24 protein-coding genes and 1 riboswitch are annotated in these 26,528 nt (G+C 63.6%); of the genes, 17 read left to right on the top strand and 7 right to left on the bottom strand.

Annotated elements, in window-relative coordinates:
• Positions 1 to 12: 12 nt before the first annotated feature.
• The 3 genes from V3314_RS01305 to V3314_RS01295 all read left to right on the top strand — a co-directional run bounded on the left by V3314_RS01305 (position 13) and on the right by V3314_RS01295 (position 2,937).
• A complete protein-coding gene (locus V3314_RS01305) occupies positions 13 to 969 on the top strand; it encodes a glycosyltransferase (RefSeq protein ID WP_108480767.1) in 957 nt (318 codons plus the stop codon).
• Between the two features lie 65 nt (positions 970 to 1,034).
• Complete coding sequence (locus tag V3314_RS01300) at positions 1,035 to 1,808, top strand: glycosyltransferase family 2 protein (protein WP_338459842.1); 774 nt, start codon at positions 1,035 to 1,037, stop codon at positions 1,806 to 1,808.
• Between the two features lie 37 nt (positions 1,809 to 1,845).
• Complete coding sequence (locus V3314_RS01295; RefSeq protein WP_046613371.1) at positions 1,846 to 2,937, top strand: glycosyltransferase; 1,092 nt, start codon at positions 1,846 to 1,848, stop codon at positions 2,935 to 2,937.
• Between the two features lie 3 nt (positions 2,938 to 2,940).
• Here V3314_RS01295 and V3314_RS01290 read toward each other — a convergent pair whose 3' ends face one another.
• On the bottom strand, positions 2,941 to 3,546 hold the full coding sequence (locus V3314_RS01290; protein WP_338459841.1) for a toluene tolerance protein: 606 nt from the start codon (positions 3,544 to 3,546) through the stop codon (positions 2,941 to 2,943).
• 101 nt (positions 3,547 to 3,647) lie between these two features.
• Here V3314_RS01290 and V3314_RS01285 point away from each other — a divergent pair, with 101 nt between their 5' ends.
• The 3 genes from V3314_RS01285 to hldE all read left to right on the top strand — a co-directional run bounded on the left by V3314_RS01285 (position 3,648) and on the right by hldE (position 8,199).
• On the top strand, positions 3,648 to 4,823 hold the full coding sequence (locus V3314_RS01285) for an O-antigen ligase family protein (protein ID WP_046613369.1): 1,176 nt from the start codon (positions 3,648 to 3,650) through the stop codon (positions 4,821 to 4,823).
• A 15-nt stretch (positions 4,824 to 4,838) separates the two neighbouring features.
• Positions 4,839 to 6,647: a lipid A export permease/ATP-binding protein MsbA gene (gene msbA / locus V3314_RS01280; protein WP_046613368.1), complete on the top strand. Its 1,809-nt coding sequence runs from the start codon at positions 4,839 to 4,841 to the stop codon at positions 6,645 to 6,647.
• Positions 6,648 to 6,777: 130 nt separating this feature from the next.
• The gene (hldE, locus tag V3314_RS01275) at positions 6,778 to 8,199 is read left to right on the top strand and encodes a bifunctional D-glycero-beta-D-manno-heptose-7-phosphate kinase/D-glycero-beta-D-manno-heptose 1-phosphate adenylyltransferase HldE (RefSeq protein ID WP_013974472.1); all 1,422 of its coding nucleotides are present in this window, start codon (positions 6,778 to 6,780) and stop codon (positions 8,197 to 8,199) included.
• A gap of 143 nt (positions 8,200 to 8,342) precedes the next feature.
• Here the strand turns inward: hldE and V3314_RS01270 are convergent, their stop codons facing one another.
• From V3314_RS01270 to V3314_RS01255, 4 genes are all read right to left on the bottom strand, one after another.
• Positions 8,343 to 9,311: a hypothetical protein gene (locus V3314_RS01270; RefSeq protein ID WP_046613366.1), complete on the bottom strand. Its 969-nt coding sequence runs from the start codon at positions 9,309 to 9,311 to the stop codon at positions 8,343 to 8,345.
• A 50-nt stretch (positions 9,312 to 9,361) separates the two neighbouring features.
• The gene (locus V3314_RS01265) at positions 9,362 to 10,174 is read right to left on the bottom strand and encodes an aldo/keto reductase (RefSeq protein ID WP_046613365.1); all 813 of its coding nucleotides are present in this window, start codon (positions 10,172 to 10,174) and stop codon (positions 9,362 to 9,364) included.
• Positions 10,171 to 11,346 (bottom strand): FAD-dependent oxidoreductase, encoded by a 1,176-nt coding sequence (locus V3314_RS01260; RefSeq protein ID WP_046613364.1) that lies wholly within the window; start codon positions 11,344 to 11,346, stop codon positions 10,171 to 10,173. The genes V3314_RS01265 and V3314_RS01260 overlap by 4 nt, the downstream gene beginning before the upstream one ends.
• A gap of 160 nt (positions 11,347 to 11,506) precedes the next feature.
• Positions 11,507 to 11,839, bottom strand: coding sequence for a multidrug efflux SMR transporter (locus tag V3314_RS01255; RefSeq protein ID WP_008095055.1), 333 nt, complete (start codon positions 11,837 to 11,839; stop codon positions 11,507 to 11,509).
• 87 nt (positions 11,840 to 11,926) lie between these two features.
• Between V3314_RS01255 and V3314_RS01250 the strand changes: the two genes are divergently transcribed.
• Together V3314_RS01250 and waaA are read left to right on the top strand one after the other, a co-directional pair.
• On the top strand, positions 11,927 to 12,817 hold the full coding sequence (locus V3314_RS01250) for a LysR family transcriptional regulator (RefSeq protein ID WP_025340850.1): 891 nt from the start codon (positions 11,927 to 11,929) through the stop codon (positions 12,815 to 12,817).
• Positions 12,818 to 12,828: 11 nt separating this feature from the next.
• The gene (gene waaA, locus V3314_RS01245) at positions 12,829 to 14,100 is read left to right on the top strand and encodes a lipid IV(A) 3-deoxy-D-manno-octulosonic acid transferase (protein WP_046613362.1); all 1,272 of its coding nucleotides are present in this window, start codon (positions 12,829 to 12,831) and stop codon (positions 14,098 to 14,100) included.
• 177 nt (positions 14,101 to 14,277) lie between these two features.
• On the opposite strand, the gene V3314_RS01240 is transcribed toward waaA, so the two are convergent.
• Complete coding sequence (locus V3314_RS01240) at positions 14,278 to 15,714, bottom strand: TolC family outer membrane protein (protein WP_196182431.1); 1,437 nt, start codon at positions 15,712 to 15,714, stop codon at positions 14,278 to 14,280.
• A gap of 159 nt (positions 15,715 to 15,873) precedes the next feature.
• Positions 15,874 to 15,980, top strand: a riboswitch (TPP riboswitch).
• 154 nt (positions 15,981 to 16,134) lie between these two features.
• Here V3314_RS01240 and thiC point away from each other — a divergent pair.
• Positions 16,135 to 18,015 carry a phosphomethylpyrimidine synthase ThiC gene (gene thiC, locus V3314_RS01235; RefSeq protein ID WP_108480760.1) on the top strand — a complete coding sequence of 627 codons (1,881 nt, stop codon included), beginning with the start codon at positions 16,135 to 16,137 and terminating at the stop codon, positions 18,013 to 18,015.
• A gap of 164 nt (positions 18,016 to 18,179) precedes the next feature.
• Positions 18,180 to 19,463 carry a putative hydroxymethylpyrimidine transporter CytX gene (gene cytX, locus V3314_RS01230; protein WP_046613358.1) on the top strand — a complete coding sequence of 428 codons (1,284 nt, stop codon included), beginning with the start codon at positions 18,180 to 18,182 and terminating at the stop codon, positions 19,461 to 19,463.
• Here the strand turns inward: cytX and V3314_RS01225 are convergent.
• Positions 19,432 to 20,178 (bottom strand): RsiV family protein, encoded by a 747-nt coding sequence (locus tag V3314_RS01225; RefSeq protein ID WP_338459840.1) that lies wholly within the window; start codon positions 20,176 to 20,178, stop codon positions 19,432 to 19,434. The two genes, cytX and V3314_RS01225, sit on opposite strands and share 32 nt — an antisense overlap.
• A 185-nt stretch (positions 20,179 to 20,363) precedes the next feature.
• Between V3314_RS01225 and V3314_RS01220 the strand changes: the two genes are divergently transcribed.
• The 7 genes from V3314_RS01220 (at position 20,364) to V3314_RS01190 (ending at position 26,519) form a co-directional block, all read left to right on the top strand.
• A complete protein-coding gene (locus tag V3314_RS01220) occupies positions 20,364 to 20,981 on the top strand; it encodes an NUDIX domain-containing protein (protein ID WP_338459839.1) in 618 nt (205 codons plus the stop codon).
• Positions 20,972 to 21,424, top strand: a complete 453-nt coding sequence (locus V3314_RS01215; RefSeq protein WP_016501905.1) for a DUF1249 domain-containing protein — start codon at positions 20,972 to 20,974, stop codon at positions 21,422 to 21,424. The genes V3314_RS01220 and V3314_RS01215 overlap by 10 nt, the downstream gene beginning before the upstream one ends.
• An 85-nt stretch (positions 21,425 to 21,509) precedes the next feature.
• Positions 21,510 to 22,310 (top strand): 3',5'-cyclic-AMP phosphodiesterase, encoded by an 801-nt coding sequence (cpdA, locus tag V3314_RS01210; protein WP_080958393.1) that lies wholly within the window; start codon positions 21,510 to 21,512, stop codon positions 22,308 to 22,310.
• Positions 22,311 to 22,472: 162 nt separating this feature from the next.
• Complete coding sequence (locus tag V3314_RS01205) at positions 22,473 to 23,081, top strand: YqiA/YcfP family alpha/beta fold hydrolase (protein WP_003258136.1); 609 nt, start codon at positions 22,473 to 22,475, stop codon at positions 23,079 to 23,081.
• Between the two features lie 35 nt (positions 23,082 to 23,116).
• Positions 23,117 to 25,021 (top strand): DNA topoisomerase IV subunit B, encoded by a 1,905-nt coding sequence (parE, locus tag V3314_RS01200; protein WP_046613353.1) that lies wholly within the window; start codon positions 23,117 to 23,119, stop codon positions 25,019 to 25,021.
• The gene (locus tag V3314_RS01195; protein ID WP_135001313.1) at positions 25,018 to 26,004 is read left to right on the top strand and encodes an esterase-like activity of phytase family protein; all 987 of its coding nucleotides are present in this window, start codon (positions 25,018 to 25,020) and stop codon (positions 26,002 to 26,004) included. The genes parE and V3314_RS01195 overlap by 4 nt, the downstream gene beginning before the upstream one ends.
• Positions 26,001 to 26,519: a TIGR02281 family clan AA aspartic protease gene (locus tag V3314_RS01190; RefSeq protein ID WP_135001314.1), complete on the top strand. Its 519-nt coding sequence runs from the start codon at positions 26,001 to 26,003 to the stop codon at positions 26,517 to 26,519. Before V3314_RS01195 ends, V3314_RS01190 begins: the two co-directional genes overlap by 4 nt.
• Positions 26,520 to 26,528: the final 9 nt, after the last annotated feature.

Below are 26,528 nucleotides of genomic sequence, written 5' to 3'. Positions count from 1 at the left end.
CCAAGGAACGCAATGAAAGTCCTATTTCTGGTGCAGAAGGAACAGCGGGCGATTCTTGATCGCCTGTACGATGGCGTCGCGGCCAACTGCGAGTGCGACCTGCGCTGGCTGACCAGCGAAGACCAGCGCAACCTGCGCCGCTATTTCAAGCGTGAAGTGCAGGTCGAGCGCTATGACCGCATTGTCTTCTTCCTGCGTTTCAAGCAGGAAATCCGTCAGGCGGCGTTCATCCGTACCGTGCCGAACCTGGTCATCCTCGAGCATGATGCCTACCAGAACTACATCCCGTGCAAGTACACCGGCAAGTTCAGCGCCCATTACCGCAAGTTGCCCTGGGCGCGGGTGATCAGCTCCGGCTATATGGTCAGCGAGCGCCTGCGCCAGGAAGGTTTCGACGCCGTGTTCGTGCCCAAGGGTTACGACGAGCAGTTGCTGGCCGACCAGGGGCGTGAGCGCGATATCGAACTGGCCTTCGTCGGCAGTACCAACAGCGTGGCCTACAGCGGCCGCAAGGCATTGCTGGACGAGCTGGGCCGCGTCGAGAACCTGGTGGTCACCCGGACCAAGTCGGGTGAAGACTACTGCAATACGCTCAACCGGATCCGCTTCTTCGTCAGTGCCGACGTTGGCATGGGCGAATACATGATCAAGAATTTCGAAGCCATGGCCTGTGGCTGTGTGCTGTTGGCGTATGACCAGGGCGAGGAAGAGAACCGCGCGCTGGGCCTGCAGGACATGCACAACGTGGTGTTCTATGACTGCATCCCGACCCTCCAGGAGAAGCTCCGCCGTTTGCGTGCGGACCCTGAACTGGCGCGGCAGATTGCAGAAAATGGCCGCCACCTGGCGGTTTCCCGTTTCAGTTTCGGCGCAGTTGGACGTAGCATCGTCGACCACATGCGCCCGGCGCTCAGGCCCCATCCGCCGTTGTCTGCATGGCAGCGGCTGCGCCTGAGGCTGGGCATCTAACATAAGAACTTTCGCGCCTGAGGAAAGGGCGTTGAAGTCGATAGTCGCAATGCGGAGGGAGTCCGGTGCGCTTTTCAAATGAGAGTGACGTCACGCTCGTCGTGACCAGTTGTGGGCGGTTTGATCTGCTCAAAGATACCCTTGAGAGTTTCGATCGCTACAATACCGCGCCCATTCGCGAAGTGTTCATCACCGAAGACTCCGGTGACGATGCCGTGCATGCCGCTGTGCCTGAGCACTGGAAACCCCACTGCAAGGTGTTCGTCAACCGGCCAAAACTGGGCCAGCTTCCGTCTATCGACCTGGCCTACAGCCACGTCAAGACGCCCTACATCTTTCACTGCGAGGACGACTGGCACTTCTATCGCCAGGGCTTCGTCGAAGACTCCCGGGCCATACTGGAGGTCAGCCCCGACCTGTTGCAGGTGTGGCTTCGCAGTCATGCCCATGACCTGGCCATCCACAGCCCTTACATCCATCTGGGTGATCGCCGGGTGATCGCCGGGGTGCCTTGCTATCCCCTACTGTCCGACAAGGCCGAGTGGCAGGCGTTCTCGCTCAACCCGGGGCTGCGTCGTTTGAGCGATTACCAGCGTTGCGCACCATTTGCCGCCTATGCTGGAGAGAAGGCACTTTCCCGACGCTATGCTGAGTTAAATCTGACAGCGGTCACCTTGGAGGGTGATGCAGTATTGCACACTGGATTTGGTAATCACGTGACCTTGCCCATCGAAGTGGAGCGCAAGGCCAAACGTCGTAGACGTGATCGGATAAAGTTGGCATTGACGCTGGTGGCGGGTGCCGTGATCGGCATGGGAATCACCATTTTTGTTCAATGAAGTCGCTGTCCCACCTGACATGAGCGGGAGAGGGCCCATGAACATAGTCAATATGATGTGGGCGGGTGGAACGCCGTACATGTCCATCCACAAGGTACATCGGCAGGTACTGTCGCACGCGGGTGCCGATGCCCGGATCAGTAACTGGTTGCTGCTGGGTAGCGGCCTCTGCTGTGGGCTTGGCTCGACCCGGGAGTGGCATATGCCGTCACGGGCGCTGAAAGGGCGGCACTTCTGGCGCCTGTTGCGCCCATGGTTGCGTATGCGCTTGCGCAAGGCGCTGAACGAGGCCCAGGCTGAAGTCGTGCTGCTCGATGGTGTCGGTGTGGCGCGGTTGGTGTTGCCGTTGTTGCAGCAGGTTCCGCAGTTGCGTGCCAAGGTGCTGTTTCACGGCAAGACGCGCCTGAGTGCCGGTGACGTTCGCCTGCTGCGTATGTTCCCGGCCGAGCGGCTGAGCATCGCCGCCGTTTCGCAGACGCTTGCCACATCACTCGAACACGATCTTGGCAGGCCGGTGCAGACCTTGCGCATGGCCCTTGACCCGCTGGCGTTCGCCGAGCCGTTGTTGAGCCGGGATGCGGCCAGGCAGGCCCTGCAGTTGCAACAGGTGGCCGGGGTCATGCTGGGCGCGGTCGGGCGACTGGTGGAGAGCAAAGGTTTCGAGATGCTGATCGAGGCGTTCGCCAAGGCCAGTGCGCGCCAGTCGGGCCTGCAATTGGCAATCATTGGCGAAGGGCCTCTGCGTGCGGTGCTGCAGGCTCGTATCGACGCGCTGGGCTTGGCCGGGCGTGTTCACCTGAGCGGTCACCGCGACGACCTGCAGCAGTTGTACCGGGCATTCGACTGGCTATTGGTGCCTTCGCGCTCCGAAGGCCTGGGGCTGGTGGTGCAGGAGGCGGTCATGGCCGACGTGCCGGTGGTGTGCAGCGACCTGCAGGTGTTCCGCGAGCAGTTGCAGGACACCGGTGGCTACCTGCCCATTGCCAATGAAAATGCCTGGGCCGAGGCTATCGAGCGATGTGCGGCGCTCAGTGCCCCGGCGGTAGCCGCTCGGCAACGCCAGGCGCTGGCCCCGGAGCAAGCCTGGCAGGCATTCTGCAGCGGCTCGCAGAGCCTGCTGCGCAGTTGACGCTCAGCGCGCCAGCAGGGCTGCCTCGAAGGCGGCAAGGGGGAAGCGGTCGCCCAGGTTCTCCCGCTCGATGTAGCGCACCATATGCTGCACATTGCGCCGAATCATGCGCGCCGACAGCGGCGGGCGCAGAAAGCGCATGTCGGCCACGTCGATCAGGCCCAGCTGCTGGTCGGGGGTGACCACCACATTACCCAGGTGCAACGAGCGGAAGTACACGCCGCTGCGATGCAGTTGGCGGATCAGTTCGACCAGGCGCGGCAGGTAGGCCCCCCAGCTGAAACCTTCATCGCGCGACATCTGCAACAAGGTGCGCCCTGGCAGCGGGCGGTACAGCACGGCGGTACGCCCTGGCAGGTCGAGCTTGTGCTGGCTGATAACCTCCAGGGTGGGGATGCCCAATTGTGCAAGGCGTGCGGCGTTGTCGACGAAGCGCTGTGAGTACGGGCGCAGCAGTGCAGATGAAATCAGCCGCTTCCTCCGAAAAACCTTGAGGAAATTACCATCCGCGAGCAGGTAGACTTTGGCGCCATGGCTATCTGCCTCAAGCACCTGTGCGCCTTTTGTCAGCTGATCGAAGTCGACCTGGGGGAGCCGGGAGCATTGCATGAATAGAGCCTTGTCGTCGGGCGAATGGAATGGCCGGCAATAATGCCGAAAATAATGTTGTAGCACCATTGGATGGTGTCTTTGATTCATCGGGGGAAAGGATGTTGTATCAAAAAAACTGGGCGCGAGCCTGGTTGGGGTTTGGCCTGGTCTGGTTTCTGGCAGCTATCGCCCTGGCACCGAGCAACAAGGTCTATCAGCAAGGTCTGGTGCTGTTCCTGTGGTTGCCGACGCTGGTAATGGCGTGGTCCGCAAGGCAAGTAATAGTGCAGGCCTGGCGGCGTCAGCCGGCCTTGTGGGGGAGTGTGTTGTTGCTGCTGGCGTGGAGCGGGCTCAGTCTGGTCTGGTCGGCCGCGGAAAACCCGGGGCGCGAGGCCAAACGCCTGCTCTACATCCTGGTGTTCCTGCTGGCGTTCCCGCTGCTGGGCCAGCTTGGCCAGGTCCGCATACGTCAGCTGCTGCTGGCCGCAAGTGCCTTGCTGGCCGTTGCCGCGATGGTTTCGGTCATCCATTTCTACGGCGTGCTGGGCATGCCTTTGCTGGCCCGCCTGGAGGGCATCGGCGAAATATCGCACCCGATCCTGGGTGCCTATGTCATCGGTGCAGCCGTGCTTTTCCTGCTTTACGAGCCGCCGCAGCAACGTGGCCTGCAGTTGTTGTGGCTGGTGGCGCTGGTGTGCTTGGGGTTGTTTGCCATGCTCAGCCAGAGCCGTGGGGCAATCCTGGCCCTGGTGCTCACCGTGATCCTGGCCCCGTTGTGGTTCCGTGACCGCCACAGCCGGGTGTTTGCCGTGCTGGCGGCCATCGCCACCTGTCTGGCCTTCTATCTTGTTTACGACCTGATCGCCAAGCGCGGCTCGTCCTACCGACCGGAAATATTCCATGCCGTAGTCGACATGATCGCCGCACACCCCTGGACCGGCCTTGGTTTGGGTGCTGCCTACGACGTGAGTGCAGTGGGCAAGCACTTCGACCATACCCACAACATGTTCACTCACATCGCAGTGGAGATGGGCCTGCCCGGGATGCTGCTGTGGGTCATGGTGTGGCTGTACACCTTCGGCGAAATCGTCCGCGCACGTGGCACGTTGTTCGGCAAGATCCTGCTCGGTTTCTGGGTGTACTCCACTCTGGCCATGCAGTTCGATGCCGCCAGCCTCACCGGTACGCCACGTGCCGAATGGTTCATCAGCTGGCTGCCAGTGGGCCTGGCCATGTTGCTGCCATGGGGGAGTGCCGAAAATGATGCCTGTGGTAAAATTTCCGGTTCAACCTGAACAGCGAGCTTGATAATGGCCGAAACACCGCGACCGGCGGAACACACCTCCAGCCTGAAGATCTACTTCCGGCTGCTGAGCTATGTGAAACCCTATGTCGGCATTTTCCTGCTGAGCATCATCGGTTTCGTGATATTTGCTTCGACCCAGCCGATGCTGGCCGGGATTCTGAAGTATTTCGTTGATGGGCTGAGCAACCCTGAAGCAGTGTTGTTCCCCAACGTCCCCTACCTGCGCGACCTGCAACTGCTGCAGGCTGTGCCGCTGCTGATCATCCTGATCGCCGCGTGGCAGGGCCTGGGTTCGTTCCTCGGCAACTATTTCCTGGCCAAGGTTTCCCTGTGCCTGGTGCACGACCTGCGTGTGGAACTCTTCAACAAGCTGCTGGTGCTGCCTAACCGCTACTTCGACAACCACAACTCCGGGCACCTGATCTCGCGAATCACCTTCAACGTGACCATGGTCACCGGTGCCGCCACCGATGCGATCAAGGTGGTGATCCGAGAAGGCCTGACCGTGGTTTTTCTCTTCGGCTACCTGCTGTGGATGAACTGGCACCTGACGCTGGTGATGGTCGCCATCCTGCCGGTGATCGCAGTGATGGTCAGCGTCGCCAGCAAGAAATTCCGCAAGCAGAGCAAGAAGATCCAGGTGGCCATGGGCGACGTCACCCACGTTGCCTCGGAAACTATCCAGGGCTACCGCGTGGTGCGCAGCTTTGGCGGTGAGGCCTACGAAGAGCAGCGTTTCGGCAAGGCCAGCCAGAGCAACACCGACAAGCAGCTGCAAATGACCAAGACCGGCTCGCTGTACACGCCGATGCTGCAACTGGTGATCTACACCGCCATGGCCGCGCTGATGTTCCTGGTGCTGTTCCTGCGTGGCGATTCCACTGCCGGTGATCTGGTGGCTTACATTACGGCCGCCGGCCTGTTGCCCAAGCCGATTCGTCAGCTTTCGGAAGTCAGCTCGACCATCCAGAAGGGCCTGGCCGGTGCCGAGAGCATCTTCGAGCAACTGGACGAAGCACCTGAAGTGGACAGCGGTACCGTCGAGAAGGAGCGGGTGGAAGGGCGCCTGGAAGTGCGCAACCTGAGCTTCACCTACCCAGGTACCGAGCGTGAAGTGCTGAGCGATATCAGCTTCGTCGCCGAGCCAGGGCAGATGATTGCACTGGTCGGCCGCTCTGGCAGCGGCAAGTCGACCCTGGCAGCGCTGATCCCGCGCTTCTATCACCACGACCAGGGGCAGATCCTGCTCGATGGCGTGGAGATAGAGGACTATCGCCTGCGCAACCTGCGCCGCCATGTTTCGCAGGTGACCCAGCATGTCACCCTGTTCAACGATACCGTGGCCAACAACATCGCCTATGGCGACCTGGCCGGCGCCCCCCGCGCCGACATAGAAGCCGCTGCGGCTGATGCCTACGCCAAGGAGTTCATCGACCGGCTGCCAAAAGGCTTCGATACCGAAGTGGGTGAAAACGGCGTGCTGCTCTCCGGCGGCCAGCGCCAGCGCCTGGCCATCGCCCGGGCACTGCTGAAGAACGCGCCTCTGCTGATCCTCGACGAGGCCACCTCGGCGCTGGATACCGAGTCCGAGCGGCATATCCAGGCTGCCCTGGACCATGTGATGCAGGGCCGTACAACGCTGGTGATCGCCCACCGCCTGTCGACCATCGAAAAGGCCGACCAGATCTTGGTCATGGACCAAGGGCGCCTTGTCGAGCGCGGCACCCATGCCGAGCTGCTTGCGGCCAATGGCCATTATGCCCGCCTGCATGCCATGGGGCTGGATGAGCCGGCCAAGGCCGATATCACCTGAACCCTCGTTGATCGGGGCCATTGCGGCCCCGATTGTCACGGGAATTTTCCTGGGGTGATCTGGCCATAAAGCCGTCGTCTACCCTGTGCTAATATCCTGCCCCTGTTCATTATTTCCATATGGGTTGCCCATGAAGTTGTCCATGCCGCGTTTCGATCAAGCCCCGGTACTGGTGGTCGGCGATGTCATGCTCGACCGCTACTGGCATGGCGGTACTTCGCGTATCTCGCCTGAAGCGCCAGTCCCGGTGGTCAAGGTCGATCAGATCGAGGATCGCCCCGGCGGCGCGGCCAACGTTGCCTTGAACATCGCCGCCCTGGGCGCACCGGCTTCGCTGATTGGCGTCACCGGCCAGGACGAGGCTGCCGACAGCCTGGCCAACAGCCTGCAGGCTGCAGGCGTGCGCTCGGTGTTCCAGCGCATCGCGCACCAGCCGACCATCGTCAAGCTGCGGGTCATGAGCCGTCACCAGCAGTTGCTGCGCATCGATTTCGAGGAACCGTTCGCCACCGACCCGTTGTCGCTGGGTGCGGAGGTCGACAGCCTGCTTGAGGGCGTCAAGGTGCTGGTCCTTTCCGACTACGGCAAGGGCGCACTGAAAAACCACCAGAGCCTGATCCAGGCGGCGCGGGCCAAGGGCATTCCGGTGCTGGCCGACCCCAAGGGCAAGGACTTTTCCATATACCGTGGCGCCAGCCTGATCACTCCCAACCTCAGCGAGTTCGAGACCATCGTCGGCCGTTGCGCCGATGAGGCCGAGCTGGTCGCCAAGGGCTTGCAGCTGCTTCAAGACTTGGACCTGGGCGCCTTGCTGGTGACCCGTGGCGAGCACGGCATGACCCTGTTGCGCAGCGGCCAGCCGGCGCTGCACCTGCCGGCACGGGCCCGTGAAGTGTTCGATGTGACCGGTGCCGGTGATACCGTCATCTCCACCCTCGCCGCGGCTATCGCTGCCGGCGAGGACCTGCCCCATGCGGTGGCCCTGGCCAACCTAGCGGCGGGCATCGTGGTCGGCAAGCTGGGTACGGCTGCGATCAGTGCTCCCGAGCTGCGCCGGGCGATCCAGCGTGAGGAAGGCTCCGAGCGCGGCGTGCTGGGCCTTGAGCAACTGCTGCTGGCCATCGACGACGCACGGGCTCACAAAGAGAAGATCGTCTTCACCAACGGCTGCTTCGACATCCTGCATGCCGGGCATGTCACCTATCTGGAGCAGGCGCGGGCCCAGGGCGATCGGCTGATCGTCGCGGTCAACGACGATGCCTCGGTCAGCCGCCTGAAAGGCCCGGGCCGGCCGATCAACAGCGTCGACCGGCGCATGGCCGTACTGGCCGGGTTGGGGGCGGTGGACTGGGTCATCAGTTTCCCCGAGGGCACTCCGGAGAACCTGCTGAGCCAGGTCAAGCCGGACGTGCTGGTCAAGGGTGGCGACTATGGTATCGACCAGGTGGTGGGTGCCGATATCGTTAAGGCCTATGGCGGTACCGTGAAGGTGCTGGGGCTGGTCGAAAACAGCTCGACCACGGCGATCGTCGAGAAGATTCGCAAGAACTGATCGAACCTCTGAGGCTGCCTCATTACCTGTAGGAGCAGCCTTGTGCTGCGAAGAGGCCGGTAGGGCAAAAGTGTTTCTTTGGCTCTACCGGCCTCTTCGCAGCACAAGGCTGCTCCTGCAGGGGCGGCGCAGGCCTCGGAATCTCACTTGTGTAGTGAAGTACGCGCCCGCTCCAGCAGTTCCCGCGCCTTGTCTCCAAACCGCTGCAGATGTGACGCCCGCACCGGCTTGCTCTCCACCAACCCCTGCTGCTTCACCCAATCCTTCCAGCGCACCCGCTCGTCCGTGACCACCCAGCCCTCTTGCCGTGCAAAACTTTCGGCCAGGTAGAGCCCGCGCGTGCTCGCCGGCACCAGTTCATCCTTCTTCAGGGTATACAGCTCAGCCAGCGGCTGGCCTTCCTCCAACGGCATCAGGTAAAGGTCTGGCCGTTTGCGGTTGAGTCGCGCCACCAGTTGGTCGCCCTCCAGCCGCTCATCGACGTGGAACAGGCTGAGCTTCTTGGCGTCCCGAGGTACCTGCAAACGCATGTCATAGATCAGTTGCAATGAGGCGGTCGGCAAGTGCACATACGCCCGTGGTCGTTCCAGCAGCATCAGCTTGCCGCAGTGAACCGGGCGGGCGGCACCGGACTCCGGGGCCAGCACGAAGTGCGGCGTTTCGCGGTAGTGCAGGGCGGCAGCGTAGGGCACCGGCAACCAGGTTTCGTTGAAGCGCCCGCCCAGCCAGCCTTCCGGAGTTTCCAACAGGCATTCCTCGGCCACTTCCTGCACGGCCGTGTGCAATGGCAGGTTCAGCTCCTGCGCCGGCACATAGCCGGAAATCAGTTTCAGTACTACATCACCACGGTCTTGCCGGCGCTGACGTACCAGCACCCAGTAATCGCGGTTCTGCCAATGCAGGGTCAGCCGCACCGACACGCCCAGGTTGGCCAGTTCGACCACGAAGCGCTGCACGTCGGGCAGCTGGATGGCCTTGCGCCGTTGTTGGATCTGGGCGAAGTTCAGCGGCATGCCGATGCTCTGGTAGATCAGCCCTTCGGGCGTGGCCTCGACATGCAGCGGCAGTGTCTTGAAGTTACTCGGGTTCTTGCGGATCAGCGTTCGCGCCACGAGGCTCCTCCTTGCGTCGGGTCAGTCCGGGCCCGTGGGCCTGGGGCAACTCAATGCTGGCCCAGAATACGGGCGACGGTGGCCACGTTGTGGGCCAGGTGCAACGGATTGATGGTGCCGACGATAGCACTGCTGACGCCCGGGTGGGCGAACAGCAGCTCGAAGCTGGCCTGCACCGGGTCAACGCCCGGGGCCAGACAGATATGCCCGCTGGCCAGGGCCTTCTTCACCAGGATGGCCTTGCCGTGTTCGGCAGCGTAGTCCAGCACTGGGCGTTCTGCCTGTTCGTTGAGGTTGTAGGTGACCATGGCGCAATCGCCTTGCTCCAGCGCTTTCAGGCCGCCGGCGACGGTCTTGCCGGAAAGGCCGAAGCCGAGGATCTTGCCCTCCTGCTTGAGCTCGGCAAGGGTCTGGTAGACCTCCTGCTGTTCGAGGATGGCCAGGTCGTTGCCGTCGGAATGCACCAGCACCAGCTCGATGCGGTCGGTTTCCAGGCGCCGCAGGCTGCGCTCTACCGAACGGCGGGTGTGGGCGGCGCTGAAATCGAAGTGCGATTGGCCATTTTCGAATTCTTCGCCAACCTTGCTGACGATCACCCATTCATCGCGCTGGCCGCGCAGCAGCGGGCCCAAGCGCTCTTCGCTGCGGCCGTAGGCCGGGGCGGTGTCGATCAGGTTGATACCCAGCTCGCGGGCCTGGGCCAGCAGCAGGCGGGCTTCGTCATCGCCGGGGATGGTGAAGCCGGTGGGGTACTTCACGCCCTGGTCGCGCCCCAGCTTGACCGTGCCCAGGCCCAGCGGCGAAACCTTGAGGCCGGTGCTGCCCAAGGGGCGATGGAAGTCGTGCAGGGTTGGTAGGCTCATGGCAGCAGTTGCTCCCAGGCCGGTACGCCCAGCGGTGGGCGTGGCAGGTCGGCCAGGTCGGCTTGCGCCTGTGGGCGGATACCGTCGCGCTCCAGGTGGCTGATGACCCGGTCGCTGAAGTCCGGTGCCAGGGCCAGCTTGGTCGGCCAGCCGACCAGCAGGCGCTGCTGGTCGGCGAGGAAGGCGTTGTCCGGGCGGACCAGGCCCGATTGCGCCGGTTCCGCACGGTTGACCCGCAGGGTGGCCCAGCGCACCTGGCTCTGGTCGACCCATGGCAGCAGGCTGGCGATTTCTTTCTGTGCCGCGGCAATTTGCGCAGCCGGTTCGCGGGCAACGCCATCGGCCTCGGCCAGGTCGCCGCCCAGGTACCAGACCCACTGGCCATCGGCGGCCGGGTGGGTGGTAACCGTCACCCGGGGCTTTGGCCCGCCACCCAGGCAATGGGCGTAAAGCGGTTTCAGGTTGGCACCCTTGGCCATCACCATGTGCAGCGGGCGTGTCTGCATGGCTGGCTGGTTAAGGCCCAGGGCATGCAGCAGCTCTTCGGTGCCGGCGCCGGCGCTGAGCACGATGCGCTGGGCGCGGATGTCGCGCTCGTCGACGCGCAGGCCGACCAGGTCGGCGCCCTCGCGCAGTGGCTCGATGCGCTCACCAGCCAGCAGGCTGTCGCCTGCCAGTTCGGCCAGGTTGGCCAGCAGGCTGGGTACATCGATTACCAGTTCGGCCAGGCGATAGACCTTGCCCTTGAAGGCGCGGTCCTGCAGCGCCGGTGGCAGTTGCTCACCCTTCACCTGGTCGACCCGGCCGCGCACGGCCTTGCTGGCGAAGAAGCTGGTGAGGTTGCCGGCCAGGGTGCCTGGTGACCACAGGTAGTGAGCGTCGGACAGCAGGCGAGTGCGGGTGAGATCCAGCTCGCCGCTGCCGCTCAGGGCTTCGCGCCAGCGTCGCGGCATGTCGGCGATGGCTTCCGAGGCGCCGGTCAGGGCACCGTGCAGGGCGTACTTGGTGCCGCCATGGATGATGCCTTGGGACTTGATGGTCTGCTCGCCGCCAAGGCTGGCGCGTTCCACCAGTACTGTCGAGTAGCCCAGCCGGCGCAGGCGGGCATTGAGCCAGAGGCCTGCGACTCCGGCGCCAACGATCAGCACGTCAGTGGAAATGGCGGATGGCATGGCGGTACCTCGAAGACTGGGACAGCTGGCAAGTATACAGGGTATACCTGTGATGGCCCTATCGCCGGCAAGCCAGCTCCCACAGGATGGCATTGACCCAGCGGCCTGTATTCACTCTGTGAGAGCTCGCTTGCCGGCGATGAGGCCCGTACGGGCTGCCTCAATGCCCAGCCGTTTTCGAAAACAGCTGAATCACCACCACTCCACCCACAATCATGGCCATGCCCAGCATCGCCGGAACATCCAGCTTCTGCCCATAGATCACCAACGCCGCCACACTGATCAGCACAATACCCAGCCCCGACCAGATGGCATAGGCGATCCCCACCGGAATGCTGCGCACAACCAAGGTCAGCATCCAGAAAGCAATGCCATAGCCAACCACCATCAGCAGCAACGGCAAGGGCGTGCTCAAGCCTTTCACCGCTTTCATGGAAGCGGTGGCGATGACTTCGGCGCAGATGGCGATGGCGAGGTAGGTGTAGGCATTCATGGCGGGTTCCTCCGGTAACTGGTCGGGCATTCTAGACGTTGCCTGGATGGGGTAAAGTCATTACCTATCACCAGGGGAGATAGGTCGATGGCCGAGCAGTGGAATCTTGAACAGCTACGTACCTTCCTGCGCGTTGCGGAGCTGCGCTCGTTCTCTGCCGTGGCCCGCGAACAGCGCAAGGCCCAGTCGGCGATCAGCAGCGCGATCGCCCTGCTCGAAACCGACCTGGGGGTCACCTTGTTCGAGCGCAGCAGCGGCCGGCAACCCAAGCTGACCGAGAACGGCAGCGCCCTGCTGGAAGATGCCCGTGAACTGTTGCGCCAGTGCGAGCGGCTGGATGGCCGTGCGTTGGCGCTGATGCGCGGGCAGGAGGCCTTGTTGCGGGTCGCCCAGGACGAAGCCATGCCCTACCAGCCGGTCATCGACAGCCTCGACGAGCTGGCCAGCCGCTACCCGTTTCTGGAGGTGCAGCTGGCCAGCGGTGCCCAGGGCGATGTGGCGCGCAAGCTGGTGGAGCGGCGCGCCGATCTTGGCCTGTTCTTCCACCACGAGAGCATCCCGGCCTCGCTGGAGCGGCGCGCCCTGGGCAGTGTGGAAATGGTCACCGTGTGCGCGGTCGGCCACCCGCTCGCCGGCGAAGGCCGGGTTACCCGGCAGCAGCTGGCGCGCCACCGTCAATTGCTGATTGCCCCGCAGCAAAGCGGCTACCCAGGCGGCGAAGCGATCAGCCCGCAGGTATGGCGCGCCGACAGCTTCTATGCCATGGCCGAACTGCTGATGCGCGGCCTGGGCTGGGCCTGGCTGCCGCGACACGTGGTGCAGTACCCGACCTATCAGGCGCACATGGTCGAACTGGACAGCGAGTGGCGGCCACCGGCCTTGGTGGTGGAGCTGGCCTGGCGCCGCGACGAGCCACTGGGGCCTGCCGCGCAGTGGCTGGCCGAGCGCTTTGCGGTGCACCTGCGCGCGATCGGGTAAACTCCGCGGCCATGAACAGAACTCTCTATACCTTGTTGTTTCACCTGGGCCTGCCGCTGGTTGCGCTGCGCCTGTATCTACGCGCGCGCAAGGCACCGGCCTATGGTCAACGCATTGGCGAGCGCTTTGGCTTCAGCCTGCCGGCCATGCGCCGCGGCGGCATCTGGGTGCACGCGGTATCGGTGGGCGAGAGCATTGCGGCGGCGCCGATGGTGCGTGCCTTGCTCAAGGCCTACCCGGAATTGCCGATTACGCTTACCTGCATGACCCCGACCGGTTCCGAGCGCATTCGCGCCATGTTCGCCGACGAACCGCGCGTGCAACATTGCTACCTGCCCTACGACCTGCCCTGGACGGCAGGGCGCTTTCTCGACCATGTGCAGCCGAAGCTGGGCATCATCATGGAAACCGAGCTGTGGCCCAACCACATCCACCAGTGTGCGAAGCGTGGCATTCCGGTAGCGCTGGCCAACGCACGCTTGTCTGAGCGCTCGGCTCGTGGCTATGGGCGTTTTGCCGGGCTGACCCGGCCGATGCTGGCCGAGATGAGTCTGATTGCCGTGCAGACCGAAACCGAGGCTCAGCGTTTTCGTGACCTGGGCGCGCGTCCGGAGTGCGTGCAGGTCACCGGTTCGATCAAGTTCGACCTGAAGATCGATGATCAACTGTTGCCGCGTGCCAGGGCATTGCGTGAACAGTGGGGGGCTGCACAGCGCCCGGTGTGGATCGCCGCCAGCACCCACGAAGGTGAAGATGCGTTGATCCTGCAGGCACATCGGCAATTGTTGCAGGTGCATGGTGATGCCCTGCTGATTCTGGTGCCGCGCCACCCCGAGCGATTCGCTGCGGTGCATACGCTGTGCAGCGAACAGTTCACCACCGTGCGCCGCTCTGCCGGCACGCCGGTCGATGCACAGACTCGCGTCTTGCTCGGCGATACCATGGGCGAACTGCTGTTCCTCTATGCCCTGGCCGACATTGCCTTCGTCGGCGGCAGCCTGGTGGCGACCGGCGGGCACAACCCGCTTGAGCCCGCGGCGCTGGCCTTGCCGGTGCTGATGGGGCCGCATGTGTTCAACTTCCTCGAAATCAGCGCGATGCTGCGCGAGGCAGGGGCGCTGCAGCAGGTGGACGATGCCGACGGGCTGGCCGAAGCGGTGCGGCGGTTGGTCGAATTGCCGCAGGATGCACAGCGCATTGGCGAAGCGGGCAGGGCGGTGATGCGGGCCAATCAAGGAGCTTTGCAGCGGTTGCTCGATGGGTTGGGCAAACTCATCAGCTGAGTTCTAAAGATGTCAGCATTGGTGCGGTCCTTGTAGGAGCGGCCTTGTGTCGCGAAAGGGCCGCAGGGCGGCCCCAGCAATCTGTGCATCACTGCTGATTCCCTGGGGCCGCTCTGCGGCCCTTTCGCGACACAAGGCCGCTCCTACAGCGCCCGCGCTCGCCTTGGTCCAGCACTTTCAGGGGCGACGCTCGAAGTTCTTTGCCGCTGCAGCCGCCAGGTCCGGCGGCAGGAAGTCCTTGTCCGGGTTGTAGTCCGGCTTCAGGTACCGCTTGAGGTCCTGCAGGTCCTGCGGGCTCAAGGTGCCGGCCGCCTGCTTCAGGCTCAGGTTGTCGAGGATGTAGTCATAGCGGCTGTTGTTGTAGTCGCGCACCGAGGTGTACAGCTGACGTTGGGCGTCAAGCACGTCGACGATATTGCGGGTACCCACCTGGTAGCCGATCTCGGTGGCTTCCAGCGCGCTCTGGTTGGAGATGATCGACTGCTTGCGCGCCTGCACCTGTTCCACGTCGGTGTTTACCGCGCGGTGCAGGTTGCGGGTGTTTTCCACCACCTGGCGGCGCAGGCTTTCACGCTGCTGTTCGCTCTGGCTCAGGCGCTGGTAGGCCTCGCGCACCTGCGAACTGGTCAGGCCGCCGCTGTAGATCGGGATGTTCAACTGCAGGCCGATGCTGGTCTGCTCGACGTCGCCGCTATAGCGCGAAACGGGGGCCGGTGCGGGGTTGGTGAAACCGAAGTTGTCGTTGTCACCCTTCTGATACTTGGCAACCGCGTCCAGGGTCGGCGCATGGCCGGCCTTGCGCTGGCGCAGGGTTTCCTCGGCAGCGACGACCGCGTGGTTGGTGGCCAGCAGGTTGAGGTTCTGGCGCCCGGCGGTTTCGACCCAGGCCTTGGCGTCGTTGGGTGTAGGGACCTGCACCGGCAAGGTATGGACCACGCCTTGAATCGACGTGTATTCCCGGTTGGTCAGGGTTACCAGGGCCTCGAAGGCATCCTGTACCTGGCGCTCGGCAATGATCCGGTTGGCCCGCGCCGTGTCGTAGCTGGCCTGGGATTGCAGCACGTCGGTCTTGTCGGAGAGGCCGACGTCGAATCGTTCGTTGGACTGGTCCAGCTGGCGCTTGAAGGCAGCTTCCTCGGCCTTGGTCGCGGCCAGGTTGTCCTGGGCACGGAGCACGGCGAAGTAATTCTGCGCGGTTTGCAGGATCAGGTTCTGCTCGGTCGCCGACAGCTCCAGCGCCGCCTGTTCGTTGACCGCCTCGGCCGCCTGCAACTGGAACCAGCGGTCAGCGCGGAAGATAGGTTGCGCCAAGGTCGCACTCCAGGTATTGCCGCTGCGGTTGCTGGTGGCCGATGGTTCGTCCAGCTTGGTGCGGGTGTTCAGCATTTCGGCACCGGCCGAAAGGTTAGGCAGCAACCCGGCGCGAGCCTGTGGTACCACTTCACGGCGGGCGCCGTAATCGGCGCGGGCTGCAGCCAGGTCAGCGTTATTGTCGACCGCTTCCTGGTAGACGCTGACCAGGTCGGTCTTGACTGTTTGGGGCACGTCCGCTGCCCAGACCACTCCGGTGGACGCACAAGACACGGCTATCGCCAGTGAGAGTTTGCGCAGCATAGAGGCAATCCTTGTACGAAATTTAATTACTGAACTGTTGAGTATCGATCGACGGGCCAGTGTAGTGCCATGCGCCCCCGGCAACAATCGCTCGAGTGCCTTTCATCATCCGCGTATTTACCCGCTTGGCTTTGCCGACCACTCCAGTCTAGACTGCGCATGTTCTTGTCGGGGTGCCTTGAAGCAAAGGCTGAGATCGCAAAGTTGCGGATCCCGTTGAACCTGATCAGGTTAGCGCCTGCGTAGGGAACAAGATTGCTCGCCTTCCCGGGGAGCCTCTTGTGCCAGGTCCGGGAATGTCACAGCTGCATGCAGCTTCAGGCACCCTCATATCCGGCACTGCACCCATCAAGGGTGCGTCCGCGCCTTTCAGGTTCACCCCGACATTCCACTGCTAGGAAGCCGTCTGGAGAGCCTGTGATGACCAAACAAGAAAAAGCGATCAACCTCAGCGAATCGGCACAAGTCGATCAGCAGTCCGTGCAACCGTTCCCGCGTTCGCGCAAGGTGTATGTCGAAGGCTCGCGCCCGGACATCCGCGTGCCCATGCGTGAAATCAGCCTGGACGACACCCCGACCGATTTCGGTGGCGAGTCCAATGCCCCTGTGCTGGTCTACGACACTTCCGGCCCGTACACCGACCCCAACGTTGTCATCGATGTGCGCAAGGGCCTGGCCGATGTGCGTTCGGCGTGGATCGAAGCACGCGGTGACACCGAGCGCCTGCCCGGCCTGAGCTCGCACTTCGGCCAGCAGCGCCTGAACGATGCCGAACTGGCCAAGCTGCGTTTCGCCCACGTGCGCAACCCGCGCCGTGCCAAGGCCGGCGCCAACGTCTCGCAGATGCACTATGCCCGTCAGGGCATCATCACCGCCGAGATGGAATACGTGGCCATTCGCGAAAACATGAAGCTGCAAGAGGCGCGCGCCGCCGGCCTGCTCGACGAGCAGCACGCCGGTCACAGCTTTGGGGCCAACATCCCGAAAGAAATCACCCCCGAGTTCGTTCGCCAGGAAATCGCCCGTGGTCGCGCGATCATCCCGGCCAACATCAACCACCCGGAATTGGAACCGATGATCATCGGCCGCAACTTCCTGGTGAAGATCAACGGCAACATCGGCAACAGCGCCCTGGGTTCCTCTATCGAGGAAGAAGTGGCCAAGCTGACCTGGGGTATCCGCTGGGGTTCGGACACGGTCATGGACCTGTCCACCGGCAAGCACATTCACGAAACCCGTGAGTGGATCATCCGCAACTCGCCGGTGCCGATTGGTACCGTGCCGATCTACCAGGCCCTGGAAAAGGTCAACGGCGTGGCCGAAGACCTGACCTGGGAGCTGTTCCGCGACACCCTGATCGAGCAGGCCGAGCAGGGCGTGGACTACTTCACCATCCACGCTGGTGTGCTGCTGCGTTATGTACCGCTGACTGCCAAGCGCGTCACCGGTATCGTCAGCCGTGGTGGCTCGATCATGGCCAAGTGGTGCCTGGCGCACCACAAGGAAAACTTCCTGTACACCCACTTCGACGAAATCTGCGAAATCATGAAGGCCTACGACGTCAGCTTCTCGCTGGGCGACGGCCTGCGTCCCGGCTCGATTGCCGACGCCAACGATGCCGCGCAGTTCGGTGAGCTGGAAACCCTCGGCGAGCTGACCAAGATCGCCTGGAAGCACGATGTTCAGTGCATGATCGAAGGCCCGGGCCACGTGCCGATGCAGCTGATCAAGGAAAACATGGACAAGCAGCTGGAGTGCTGCGACGAGGCGCCGTTCTACACCCTCGGCCCGCTGACCACCGATATCGCTCCTGGCTACGACCACATCACCTCGGGCATTGGTGCGGCGATGATCGGCTGGTTCGGTTGCGCCATGCTCTGCTACGTCACGCCCAAGGAGCACCTGGGCCTGCCAAACAAGGATGACGTGAAGACCGGCATCATCACCTACAAGATCGCCGCTCATGCCGCCGACCTTGCCAAGGGCCACCCGGGTGCGCAGATTCGTGACAACGCCTTGTCCAAGGCACGCTTCGAGTTCCGTTGGGAAGACCAGTTCAACCTCGGCCTGGACCCGGACACTGCCCGTGCCTACCACGACGAGACCCTGCCGAAGGAATCGGCCAAGGTTGCGCACTTCTGCTCGATGTGCGGGCCGAAGTTCTGCTCGATGAAGATTACCCAGGAAGTGCGTGAATACGCTGCCAAGATCGAAACCGTGGATGTGACGGTCGAACAAGGCATGCGTGAGCAGGCCGAGCGGTTCCGCCAGGAAGGTAGCCAGCTGTATCACAAAGTCTAAGACCGCTGGGGCCGCTTTGCGGCCCTTTCGCGACGCAAGGCCGCTCCCACAGGTACTGCGCAAGGCTTGAGGCCAGCGCGGTTTTTGTGGGAGCGGCCTGTGTCGCGATACGAGGACGCAGTCCTCGCCAGGAACACCAACAACATTGCCGGCGAGCGCCAACCATGACATCACCCAGCCAATTCTCCCCCGACCACCCGGTCCCAATCGCCCAGCGTATCTTCGGCGCCCGCGACCTGTTCTCGCTATGGTTCTCCCTCGGCATCGGCCTGATGGTGCTGCAGGTCGGCGCCATGCTCGCCCCTGGCCTGGGCCTTGCCGGCGCAGTGCTGGCCATCGCTCTGGGCACCGGTGTGGGTGTGCTGTTGCTGGGGGCTGCCGGTGTCATTGGCAGCGATACCGGCCTGTCGGCCATGGGCACGCTCAAGCTGAGCCTGGGGGGCCACGGCGCGCGCTTGCCGGCGCTGCTCAACCTGCTGCAACTGGTGGGCTGGGGCGCGTTCGAGATCATCGTGATGCGCGATGCCGCCAGCCTTCTGGGCGCGCGGGTGTTCGGCGAAGCCAGCGCCTGGAACAGCCCTGTGCTCTGGACCCTGTGCTTCGGCGCCCTGGCCACCTTGCTCGCGGTCGGTGGGCCGCTGGCGTTCGTGCGCAAGGTGCTGCGCACCTGGGGCATCTGGCTGCTGCTGGGCGCTTGCCTGTGGCTGACCTGGAACCTGTTCGCCAAGGCCGACCTGGCCGTACTGTGGAACCGTGCCGGTGACGGTTCGATGTCGCTGGCCGTGGGCTTCGATATCGCCATCGCCATGCCGCTGTCCTGGTTGCCGCTGATCGCCGACTATTCGCGTTTTGCCCGTAACGGCAAACATGTATTCGGCGGTACGGTGGTGGGCTACTTCATCGGCAACACCTGGCTGATGAGCCTGGGCGTGGGCTACACCTTGGCCTTCGCCGGCAGTGGCGAAGCCAACGCCCTGCTGCTGGCCTTGGCGGGCGCCGGCATGGGCATTCCACTGCTGCTGATTCTGCTGGACGAGTCGGAAAAGGCTTTTGCCGACATTCATTCGGCGGCCGTTTCCACCGGTGTGCTGGTGCGCCTGAAGGTCGAGCACCTGGCGCTGGCCATTGGCGTGCTGTGCACGCTGATCGCCCTGCTGGCGCCACTGGCACAGTACGAGAATTTCCTGCTGCTGATCGGCTCGGTGTTTGCACCGCTGTTCGGTGTGGTATTGATGGACCATTACGTGATCCGTCGCCGCCGCTTGCCAGCACAGGTGCATGGCTTGCATTGGCAGGCACTGCTGGCCTGGGCGGTGGGCGTTGCCGCGTACCATCTGATCGCCGCGCAAGCGCCCGACCTGGGTGCGACCCTGCCGGCATTGCTGCTGGCAGGGCTACTGCACGGGCTGTTGAGCTTCAGCCGCGGCCGGGAAACAGCTCGGGCTTGAGCACGCCATTCAGGCGTGGGTACGGGATCTTCAACTCCACGTGGCCCATGGAGTAGGGCGCGATGGAGTAGACCTCGTACTTGACCAGCACCGCGCCGTACGTCAGGGCGATGTGCGGCGACTGCTTGAACGGCCAGGTCTTGATGAACTCGGCGTCCTTGTCCATGCCTACGCTGATCAGCCAGGCGCGGTGTGATTCCTCGACGGTTTTCCAGAAGGTGTCTTCCTGGCCAGGCACCAGCATGTCCTGCAGGGTCAGCACCTTGTCCAGCTTGCGCGAATAGTTGATGAAACCACGCCCGGGCATGCCGTGGGCGCCGCCGCTGTCCAGGTAGCTGGACAGTTCGATGATCACCAGTCCGTCATGCTGCTCGCGTACCTTGGCCTGCAGGTAGCTGCTGTTGCGCTTATCGGCACTGGCCAGGTACTGCTGCTCGTAGGCTTGCAGTGTGGCCGGTGCGTTGCCGCGCTGGTTGTCTTCGGTCAGTTGCAGCAGGCGTTTCTCGACGATGCCATCAAGCTTGGGCAACGCCGGGAAGTGGATCATGTCGATGTTCACCAGCGGGCAGTCGCTTTCACTGCAGCCGGGTTTGACATGCTCCCAGGCATCACGCTTGACCTCGAGCGGCGCCCGGTAGTTGGGCGTGAACAGGCTTTGGCAGGCACCCAGGGCCAGGGCCAGCACAGCCACGGACGTCAGTTTGACAAGTGTCATGAGGATCCTTGCAGAACAGGGAAAAGTCGGCCTTTGACCGTCTGCGCGGCCTTCAGTTCGCCACTAAGCTAACAGAGACAAGGCGCGCTGTCCCGAGTGCGCGAACGGTTGCCGGAAAGGGATGAAACCGGCAGGCGTGCAGAGTAGGATGGCGCGATGCGGTATTCGAGGTAATGAGGATTTCCATGTCAGACGCGTTGAACTCAGTGCCCAAGGGCTTCGAAATCATCGAGCGGGCCAACTGCTTCCAGGGCTTTTACAAGCTCGACAAGCTACGCCTGCGCCACGAATTGTTTGCCGGGGGCATGGGCCGCGAGATCAGCCGCGAACTGTTCGTGCGCCATGATGCGGTGTGCGTGCTGCCGTACGACCCGTTGCGCGATGAAGTGATGCTGATCGAGCAGTTCCGTGTGGGGGCGCTGGACAAGGTCGACAACCCTTGGCTGATCGAGATGGTGGCCGGGCTTATCGACAAGGACGAGCAACCCGAGGAAGTCGCCCATCGCGAAGCCGAAGAAGAGGCCGGCCTGGCTTTCAGCGCCCTGTGGCCGATGACCCGTTACTTCCCGTCGCCCGGCGGCAGTGACGAATACGTTCATCTGTTTCTCGGACGCTGCAGCAGCGAAGGGGCGGGCGGCCTGCATGGCCTGGAAGAAGAGGGCGAAGACATTCGCGTGCGCGTGTGGTCGTTCGAGGATGCCATGCAGGCGGTGCGCGACGGGCGCATCTGCAACGCGGCGACCATCATCGGCCTGCAATGGCTGGCGCTGAACCGTGATGAAGTACGAGGTATGTGGAAGTGAACCTGCTGCGCGAGCGTTATCGGGTCGACCTGGTCGGGCTGCAGGCAGCCTGCGAGGCCAACTACGCCCGGCTGATGCGCCTGTTGCCAGACATGCGCACCACCCAAAGCTCGCGCCGCATCGGCATGACCCAGGGCGATCAGATGCTCGGTGTGCTGGTACTCGACGTGGTGCTGGCCTGCCCGTACACCACCACCCTGCACGTGCGCCAGGAGCACAGCCTGCCTTGGTTGCCGGTGCCGCACCTGGAAGTGCAGGTGTACCACGATGCGCGCATGGCCGAAGTGGTCAGTGCCGAACACACCCGGCGCCTGCGCAGCATCTACCCGTATCCGAACGAGGCCATGCACCAGCCGGACGAAAAGGCCCAGCTCAACTTGTTCCTCGGTGAATGGCTGAGCCACTGCCTGGCTTGTGGTCACGAACTGGCGAGCGTTCGCTGAAGTGTGACGCAGGTCGTTCGTGGGTGTTTGCTCGCACCCGTTGTGCAGCCATAATTCGCGCTGAATCCGTTCCAGGAGACGGCCGTTGCCTCAGACAGACCAATCGCGCCTCGTGCATGTGGTGCAACTGACCGATGCCCATCTGTTCGCCGACCCGGCCGGCAGCATGCTGGGCCTCAATACCCGTGACAGCCTGCGCCATGTAGTGGCACAGGTGCGGCGGGAGCAGCCGCTTGTCGACCTGCTGCTGTGCACTGGCGACCTGTCCCAGGACGCCAGTGTGGCATCCTATGAAGCGTTCCGTGAGCTGACCGCGCCGTTTGCCGTGCCCACCCGCTGGTTGCCTGGCAACCATGACGAGGCCCGAGTCATGGCGCAAGTGGCGCCGGAGCTGGTACAGGCTGTGACCGATATCGGTGCGTGGCGCATCGTCATGCTCAATACGGCCGTCCCCGGGGCAACGCACGGGCTGCTGGAGGATGACCAGCTGGCAGTGCTGGAAGCGGCCTTGCGAGAGGCGGGTGAACGGCATTGCCTGGTGTGCTTCCACCATCAGCCGGTGGATATCGGCTGTGCCTGGATTGCGCCGATCGGCTTGCGCAATGCCCAGGCGCTGTTCGATATCGTCGAGGGTTATCCACAGGTGCGGGCGCTGCTGTGGGGGCATGTGCATCAGGAATGGGATGAAGTGCGCGACGGCCTGCGCCTGCTGGCTACGCCGTCGACCTGTATCCAGTTCGCTGCGCGCAGCGAGGATTTCCAGGTGAGCGAGGAGCAGCCGGGCTACCGCTGGTTGCGCCTGCATGCCGACGGGCGGTTGGAGACCGGGGTGGAGCGGGCACTGGATTTCGAAGTGAAGCTCGACTTCGATAGCCCGGGGTATTGAGCTGCGGCTGCAGACGCGCTCCTACAGGGAACTGTGGTTGCGACTTCGGTGAAGAAATTGTTGCGAAACCCGTGACACTGCGTCAAAACCCGGCGAACGCGCTACACTGCGCGTCCCTGCGCCCATATCACCGGGCGCGAAGCCAAAGATTCCGGGGGCAGCATGTCGGGTTCCATCCTCTATATCCACGGCTTCAACAGCTCGCCGCTTTCCACCAAGGCGCGCCAGCTCGAGGCCGTGATGCAGCAACTGGGCCTGTCGGCCCAACTGCGGGTGCCCGCTTTGCACCACCACCCACGGCAGGCCATCGCCCAGCTCGAAGCCGCCATCGCCGAACTGGGCGCGCCATTGCTGGTGGGCAGTTCGCTCGGCGGCTACTATGCCACCTATCTGGCCGAGCGCCACGGCCTCAAGGCCCTGCTGGTGAACCCGGCGGTAACACCGCACAAGCATTTCGACGGCTACCTGGGCACCCAGCACAATCACTACACCGGTGAGGCCTGGGAGCTGACCCACGATCACGTGCAGGCCCTGGCCGAGCTGGAAGTACCAGCCCCGGTGGACGCCAGCCGCTATCAAGTGTGGCTGCAGACCGCCGATGAAACCCTGGACTATCGCCACGCCGAGCGCTATTACCGTGCTTGCGCCCTGCGCATCCAGGCCGGTGGCGACCACAGCTTCCAGGGCTTCGCCGAGCGCCTGCCGGCTCTGCTGGCCTTCGCCGGCATTGCCCGTGGGCAGTACGCAGCGCTCGATTTTTCTGTATTTTGACTTTTTTGCATTCACCAGACTGACGACGAGACCCTATGGCCACTCCCAGCGCTAGCGCCTATAACGCAGACGCCATCGAAGTCCTCTCGGGCCTTGACCCGGTCCGCAAGCGGCCGGGCATGTACACCGATACCAGCCGCCCCAACCATCTGGCCCAGGAAGTCATCGACAACAGTGTCGACGAAGCCCTGGCCGGTCATGCCCGTTCGGTGCAGGTCATCCTCCATGCCGACCACTCGCTGGAAGTCAGCGACGATGGTCGCGGCATGCCGGTGGACATCCACCCGGAAGAGGGTGTGTCCGGGGTAGAGCTGATCCTCACCAAGCTGCACGCAGGCGGCAAGTTCTCCAACAAGAACTACCAGTTCTCCGGCGGCCTTCACGGCGTGGGCATCTCGGTGGTCAACGCCCTGTCGACCCAGGTGCGCGTGCGTGTCAAACGTGACGGCAACGAATACCAGATGACCTTCGCCGATGGCTTCAAGGCCAGCGAACTGGAAGTGGTCGGCTCGGTCGGCAAGCGCAACACCGGTACCAGCGTGTACTTCAGCCCCGACCCCAAGTACTTCGATTCGCCGAAGTTCTCCATCAGCCGCCTCAAGCACGTGCTCAAGGCCAAGGCCGTGCTGTGCCCGGGCCTGCTGGTCAGCTTCGAGGACAAGGCCACCGGCGAGAAGGTCGAATGGCATTACGAAGACGGCCTGCGCTCCTACCTGGTCGATTCGGTCAACGAGTTCCAGCGCCTGCCCGACGAGCCGTTCTGCGGCAGCCTGGCCGGTAACAAGGAGGCGGTGGACTGGGCCTTGCTGTGGCTGCCAGAAGGCGGCGACAGCATCCAGGAAAGCTACGTCAACCTGATCCCTACCGCCCAGGGCGGCACCCACGTCAACGGCCTGCGCCAGGGGCTGCTGGATGCCATGCGCGAATTCTGCGAGTTCCGCAACCTGCTGCCGCGCGGCGTGAAGCTGGCGCCGGAAGACGTCTGGGAGCGCATCACCTTCGTGCTGTCGATGAAGATGCAGGACCCGCAGTTCTCCGGGCAGACCAAGGAGCGCCTGTCGTCGCGTGAGGCGGCTGCCTTCGTTTCCGGCGTGGTCAAGGACGCCTTCAGCCTGTGGCTCAACGCCCACCCCGAGCTGGGCATGCAGCTGGCGGAGCTGGCCATCAGCAACGCCGGGCGCCGCCTGAAGGCCAGCAAGAAGGTCGAGCGCAAACGCATCACCCAAGGCCCGGCGCTCCCCGGCAAACTGGCCGATTGCGCCGGGCAGGATCCGATGCGAGCCGAACTGTTCCTGGTCGAGGGTGACTCCGCCGGTGGCTCGGCCAAACAGGCACGCGACAAGGAATTCCAGGCGATCCTGCCGCTGCGTGGCAAGATCCTCAACACCTGGGAAGTGGACGGTGGCGAAGTTCTGGCCAGCCAGGAAGTGCACAACATCGCCGTGGCCATTGGCGTCGACCCGGGGGCCACCGACCTTGCGCAGCTGCGCTACGGCAAGATCTGCATCCTCGCCGACGCCGACTCCGACGGCCTGCACATCGCCACGCTGCTGTGCGCGCTGTTCGTCCAGCACTTCCGTGCGCTGGTCGAGGCCGGGCACGTATATGTGGCCATGCCGCCGCTGTACCGCATCGACCTGGGCAAGGAAATCTACTACGCCCTCGACGAGGCCGAGCGTGACGGTATCCTCGATCGCCTGGTGGCCGAGAAGAAGCGCGGCAAACCACAGGTCACCCGCTTCAAGGGCCTGGGTGAAATGAACCCGCCACAGCTGCGCGAGACCACCATGGACCCGAACACCCGGCGCCTGGTGCAGCTGACCCTGGACGACGTGCAGGCCACCTGCGAGCTGATGGACAAGCTGCTGGCCAAGAAGCGCGCGGGCGACCGCAAGAGCTGGCTGGAAACCAAAGGCAACCTGGCCGAGGTCATGGTTTGATTCGGCGGCTTCTGGCTGCCTGCCTGGCGCTGGTTTCCCTGCCGAGCCTGGCGGGCAACTGGCCAGAGCTGAAGCTGAGCGCCGAGCACCCGATCGAAGGCATGCGCGGTGGCAACCTGTCTGGCCTGGTGGAATGCCGGGGCGGGCTGTGGGGCGTGTCCGACCGCGACGACGACCGTATCTACCGCTTCGACCAGCAAAGCCCGACCTGGCGCGCGCAGCCGCTTACCTTCACCCCGCCGGCAGTGCCGGAAAGCGGCCTGCCGTGGGGCCTGAAGTCGCGTAACTGGGCGGCGTCGTATATCCGTGGTGGCGAGCTGGATTTCGAGGGCATCAGCTGTGACCAGGCGGGTAACCTGTACCTGGTCAGCGAGGCGCATGCCGCAGTGCTGCAACTGCCGCTGGAAGGCGAGACAAACTGGTTGAAGATCGACCCGGCCATGGTTCGCCAGGCCCGTGCCAGCGGCATGTTGCTGAACTTCAACGCCTTGTTCGAAGGCCTGGCGATCAACCCGGCGGGCGACCGCCTGTGGCTGGCCGCCGAGCGCGAGCGGCGGGGCCTGGTGGCCATCGAGCGCCAGCAATCGGTGTGGACCTGCGGCCGCAGCTGCGTGCTGTTGAGCGAGGCTGGCGTCGAAATGCAGCCGGCGCAGATGCCCAATGCCCAGGCACTGTCGCGCGATTTCGCCGACCTGGCCTGGTTCGAAGGCAAGCTGTTCACCCTCGAACGTAACGCCTACCGGGTCTGCCGTCGGGATACCGACAGTGGCAAGGTCGAGCGCTGTTGGTCGTTCGCTGCCGATGCCCTGGTCGAGTCGCGCCGCTATCAACAGCCGTTCGGCCTGGCCGAGGCACTGGTGATCGATGCCAAGGGCGCCTGGATCGGTATCGACAACAACAACGGCACCCGCGCCGATGGCGAGGCACGCCCGATCGTCTGGCGCTTCGATGCGCCGGAAGGCGGATGGAGCGCCAAACCATGAGCCAGGCACCGGGCAAGCGGGCGGGCAGGGTATTGATGATCGTCGCCTGGGCGGCGGCACTGTTCCTCGCAACGCGTTTCTTTGGCCAGTGGGAAGACAGCCAGCGCAACCCCAATGCCCAGGTGCAGTCGTCGCATGGCGAAGGCTTCATCGAGGTGCGCCTGTTGGGCAACGGCCAGGGCCACTTCGTGGTGGATGGCGCGATCAACGGCCAGATGGTGCATTTCATGCTCGACACCGGTGCCACCGACGTGGCCATCCCCGAGGCGTTGGGCCGCGAGCTTGGCCTGGAGCGCGGCAGCCCGGTGCAGCTCAGTACCGCCAACGGCCGTACAGAAGGCTACCGCACGCGCCTGGCCAGCCTGCAGCTGGGGGATATCCGCCTGCGCGACGTGCGCGCCATCGTGGTGCCGGGCCTGGACGGGCAAACCGTATTGCTGGGCATGAGTGCCCTGAAACAACTTGAATTTTCCCAGCGCGGCGGCACCATGCTGCTGCGCCAGAACCTGAAATGACGAGGCCCG

The organism is Pseudomonas sp. TE3-3-F2023 (genome assembly GCF_036784815.1).
GTDB lineage: Bacteria > Pseudomonadota > Gammaproteobacteria > Pseudomonadales > Pseudomonadaceae > Aquipseudomonas > Aquipseudomonas pudica.
This window is presented reverse-complemented; position numbering and strand designations above follow the sequence as displayed.

Coding starts and splice junctions, on each gene's coding strand:
- V3314_RS01305 (WP_108480767.1), top strand. CDS start 13: ATGAAAGTCCTATTTCTGGTGCAGAAGGAACAGCGGGCGATTCTTGAT.
- V3314_RS01295 (WP_046613371.1), top strand. CDS start 1,846: ATGAACATAGTCAATATGATGTGGGCGGGTGGAACGCCGTACATGTCC.
- V3314_RS01290 (WP_338459841.1), bottom strand. CDS start 3,546: ATGCAATGCTCCCGGCTCCCCCAGGTCGACTTCGATCAGCTGACAAAA.
- V3314_RS01285 (WP_046613369.1), top strand. CDS start 3,648: ATGTTGTATCAAAAAAACTGGGCGCGAGCCTGGTTGGGGTTTGGCCTG.
- msbA (WP_046613368.1), top strand. CDS start 4,839: ATGGCCGAAACACCGCGACCGGCGGAACACACCTCCAGCCTGAAGATC.
- hldE (WP_013974472.1), top strand. CDS start 6,778: ATGAAGTTGTCCATGCCGCGTTTCGATCAAGCCCCGGTACTGGTGGTC.
- V3314_RS01265 (WP_046613365.1), bottom strand. CDS start 10,174: ATGAGCCTACCAACCCTGCACGACTTCCATCGCCCCTTGGGCAGCACC.
- V3314_RS01260 (WP_046613364.1), bottom strand. CDS start 11,346: ATGCCATCCGCCATTTCCACTGACGTGCTGATCGTTGGCGCCGGAGTC.
- V3314_RS01255 (WP_008095055.1), bottom strand. CDS start 11,839: ATGAATGCCTACACCTACCTCGCCATCGCCATCTGCGCCGAAGTCATC.
- V3314_RS01250 (WP_025340850.1), top strand. CDS start 11,927: ATGGCCGAGCAGTGGAATCTTGAACAGCTACGTACCTTCCTGCGCGTT.
- waaA (WP_046613362.1), top strand. CDS start 12,829: ATGAACAGAACTCTCTATACCTTGTTGTTTCACCTGGGCCTGCCGCTG.
- V3314_RS01240 (WP_196182431.1), bottom strand. CDS start 15,714: ATGCTGCGCAAACTCTCACTGGCGATAGCCGTGTCTTGTGCGTCCACC.
- thiC (WP_108480760.1), top strand. CDS start 16,135: ATGACCAAACAAGAAAAAGCGATCAACCTCAGCGAATCGGCACAAGTC.
- cytX (WP_046613358.1), top strand. CDS start 18,180: ATGACATCACCCAGCCAATTCTCCCCCGACCACCCGGTCCCAATCGCC.
- V3314_RS01225 (WP_338459840.1), bottom strand. CDS start 20,178: ATGACACTTGTCAAACTGACGTCCGTGGCTGTGCTGGCCCTGGCCCTG.
- V3314_RS01220 (WP_338459839.1), top strand. CDS start 20,364: ATGTCAGACGCGTTGAACTCAGTGCCCAAGGGCTTCGAAATCATCGAG.
- V3314_RS01205 (WP_003258136.1), top strand. CDS start 22,473: ATGTCGGGTTCCATCCTCTATATCCACGGCTTCAACAGCTCGCCGCTT.
- parE (WP_046613353.1), top strand. CDS start 23,117: ATGGCCACTCCCAGCGCTAGCGCCTATAACGCAGACGCCATCGAAGTC.
- V3314_RS01190 (WP_135001314.1), top strand. CDS start 26,001: ATGAGCCAGGCACCGGGCAAGCGGGCGGGCAGGGTATTGATGATCGTC.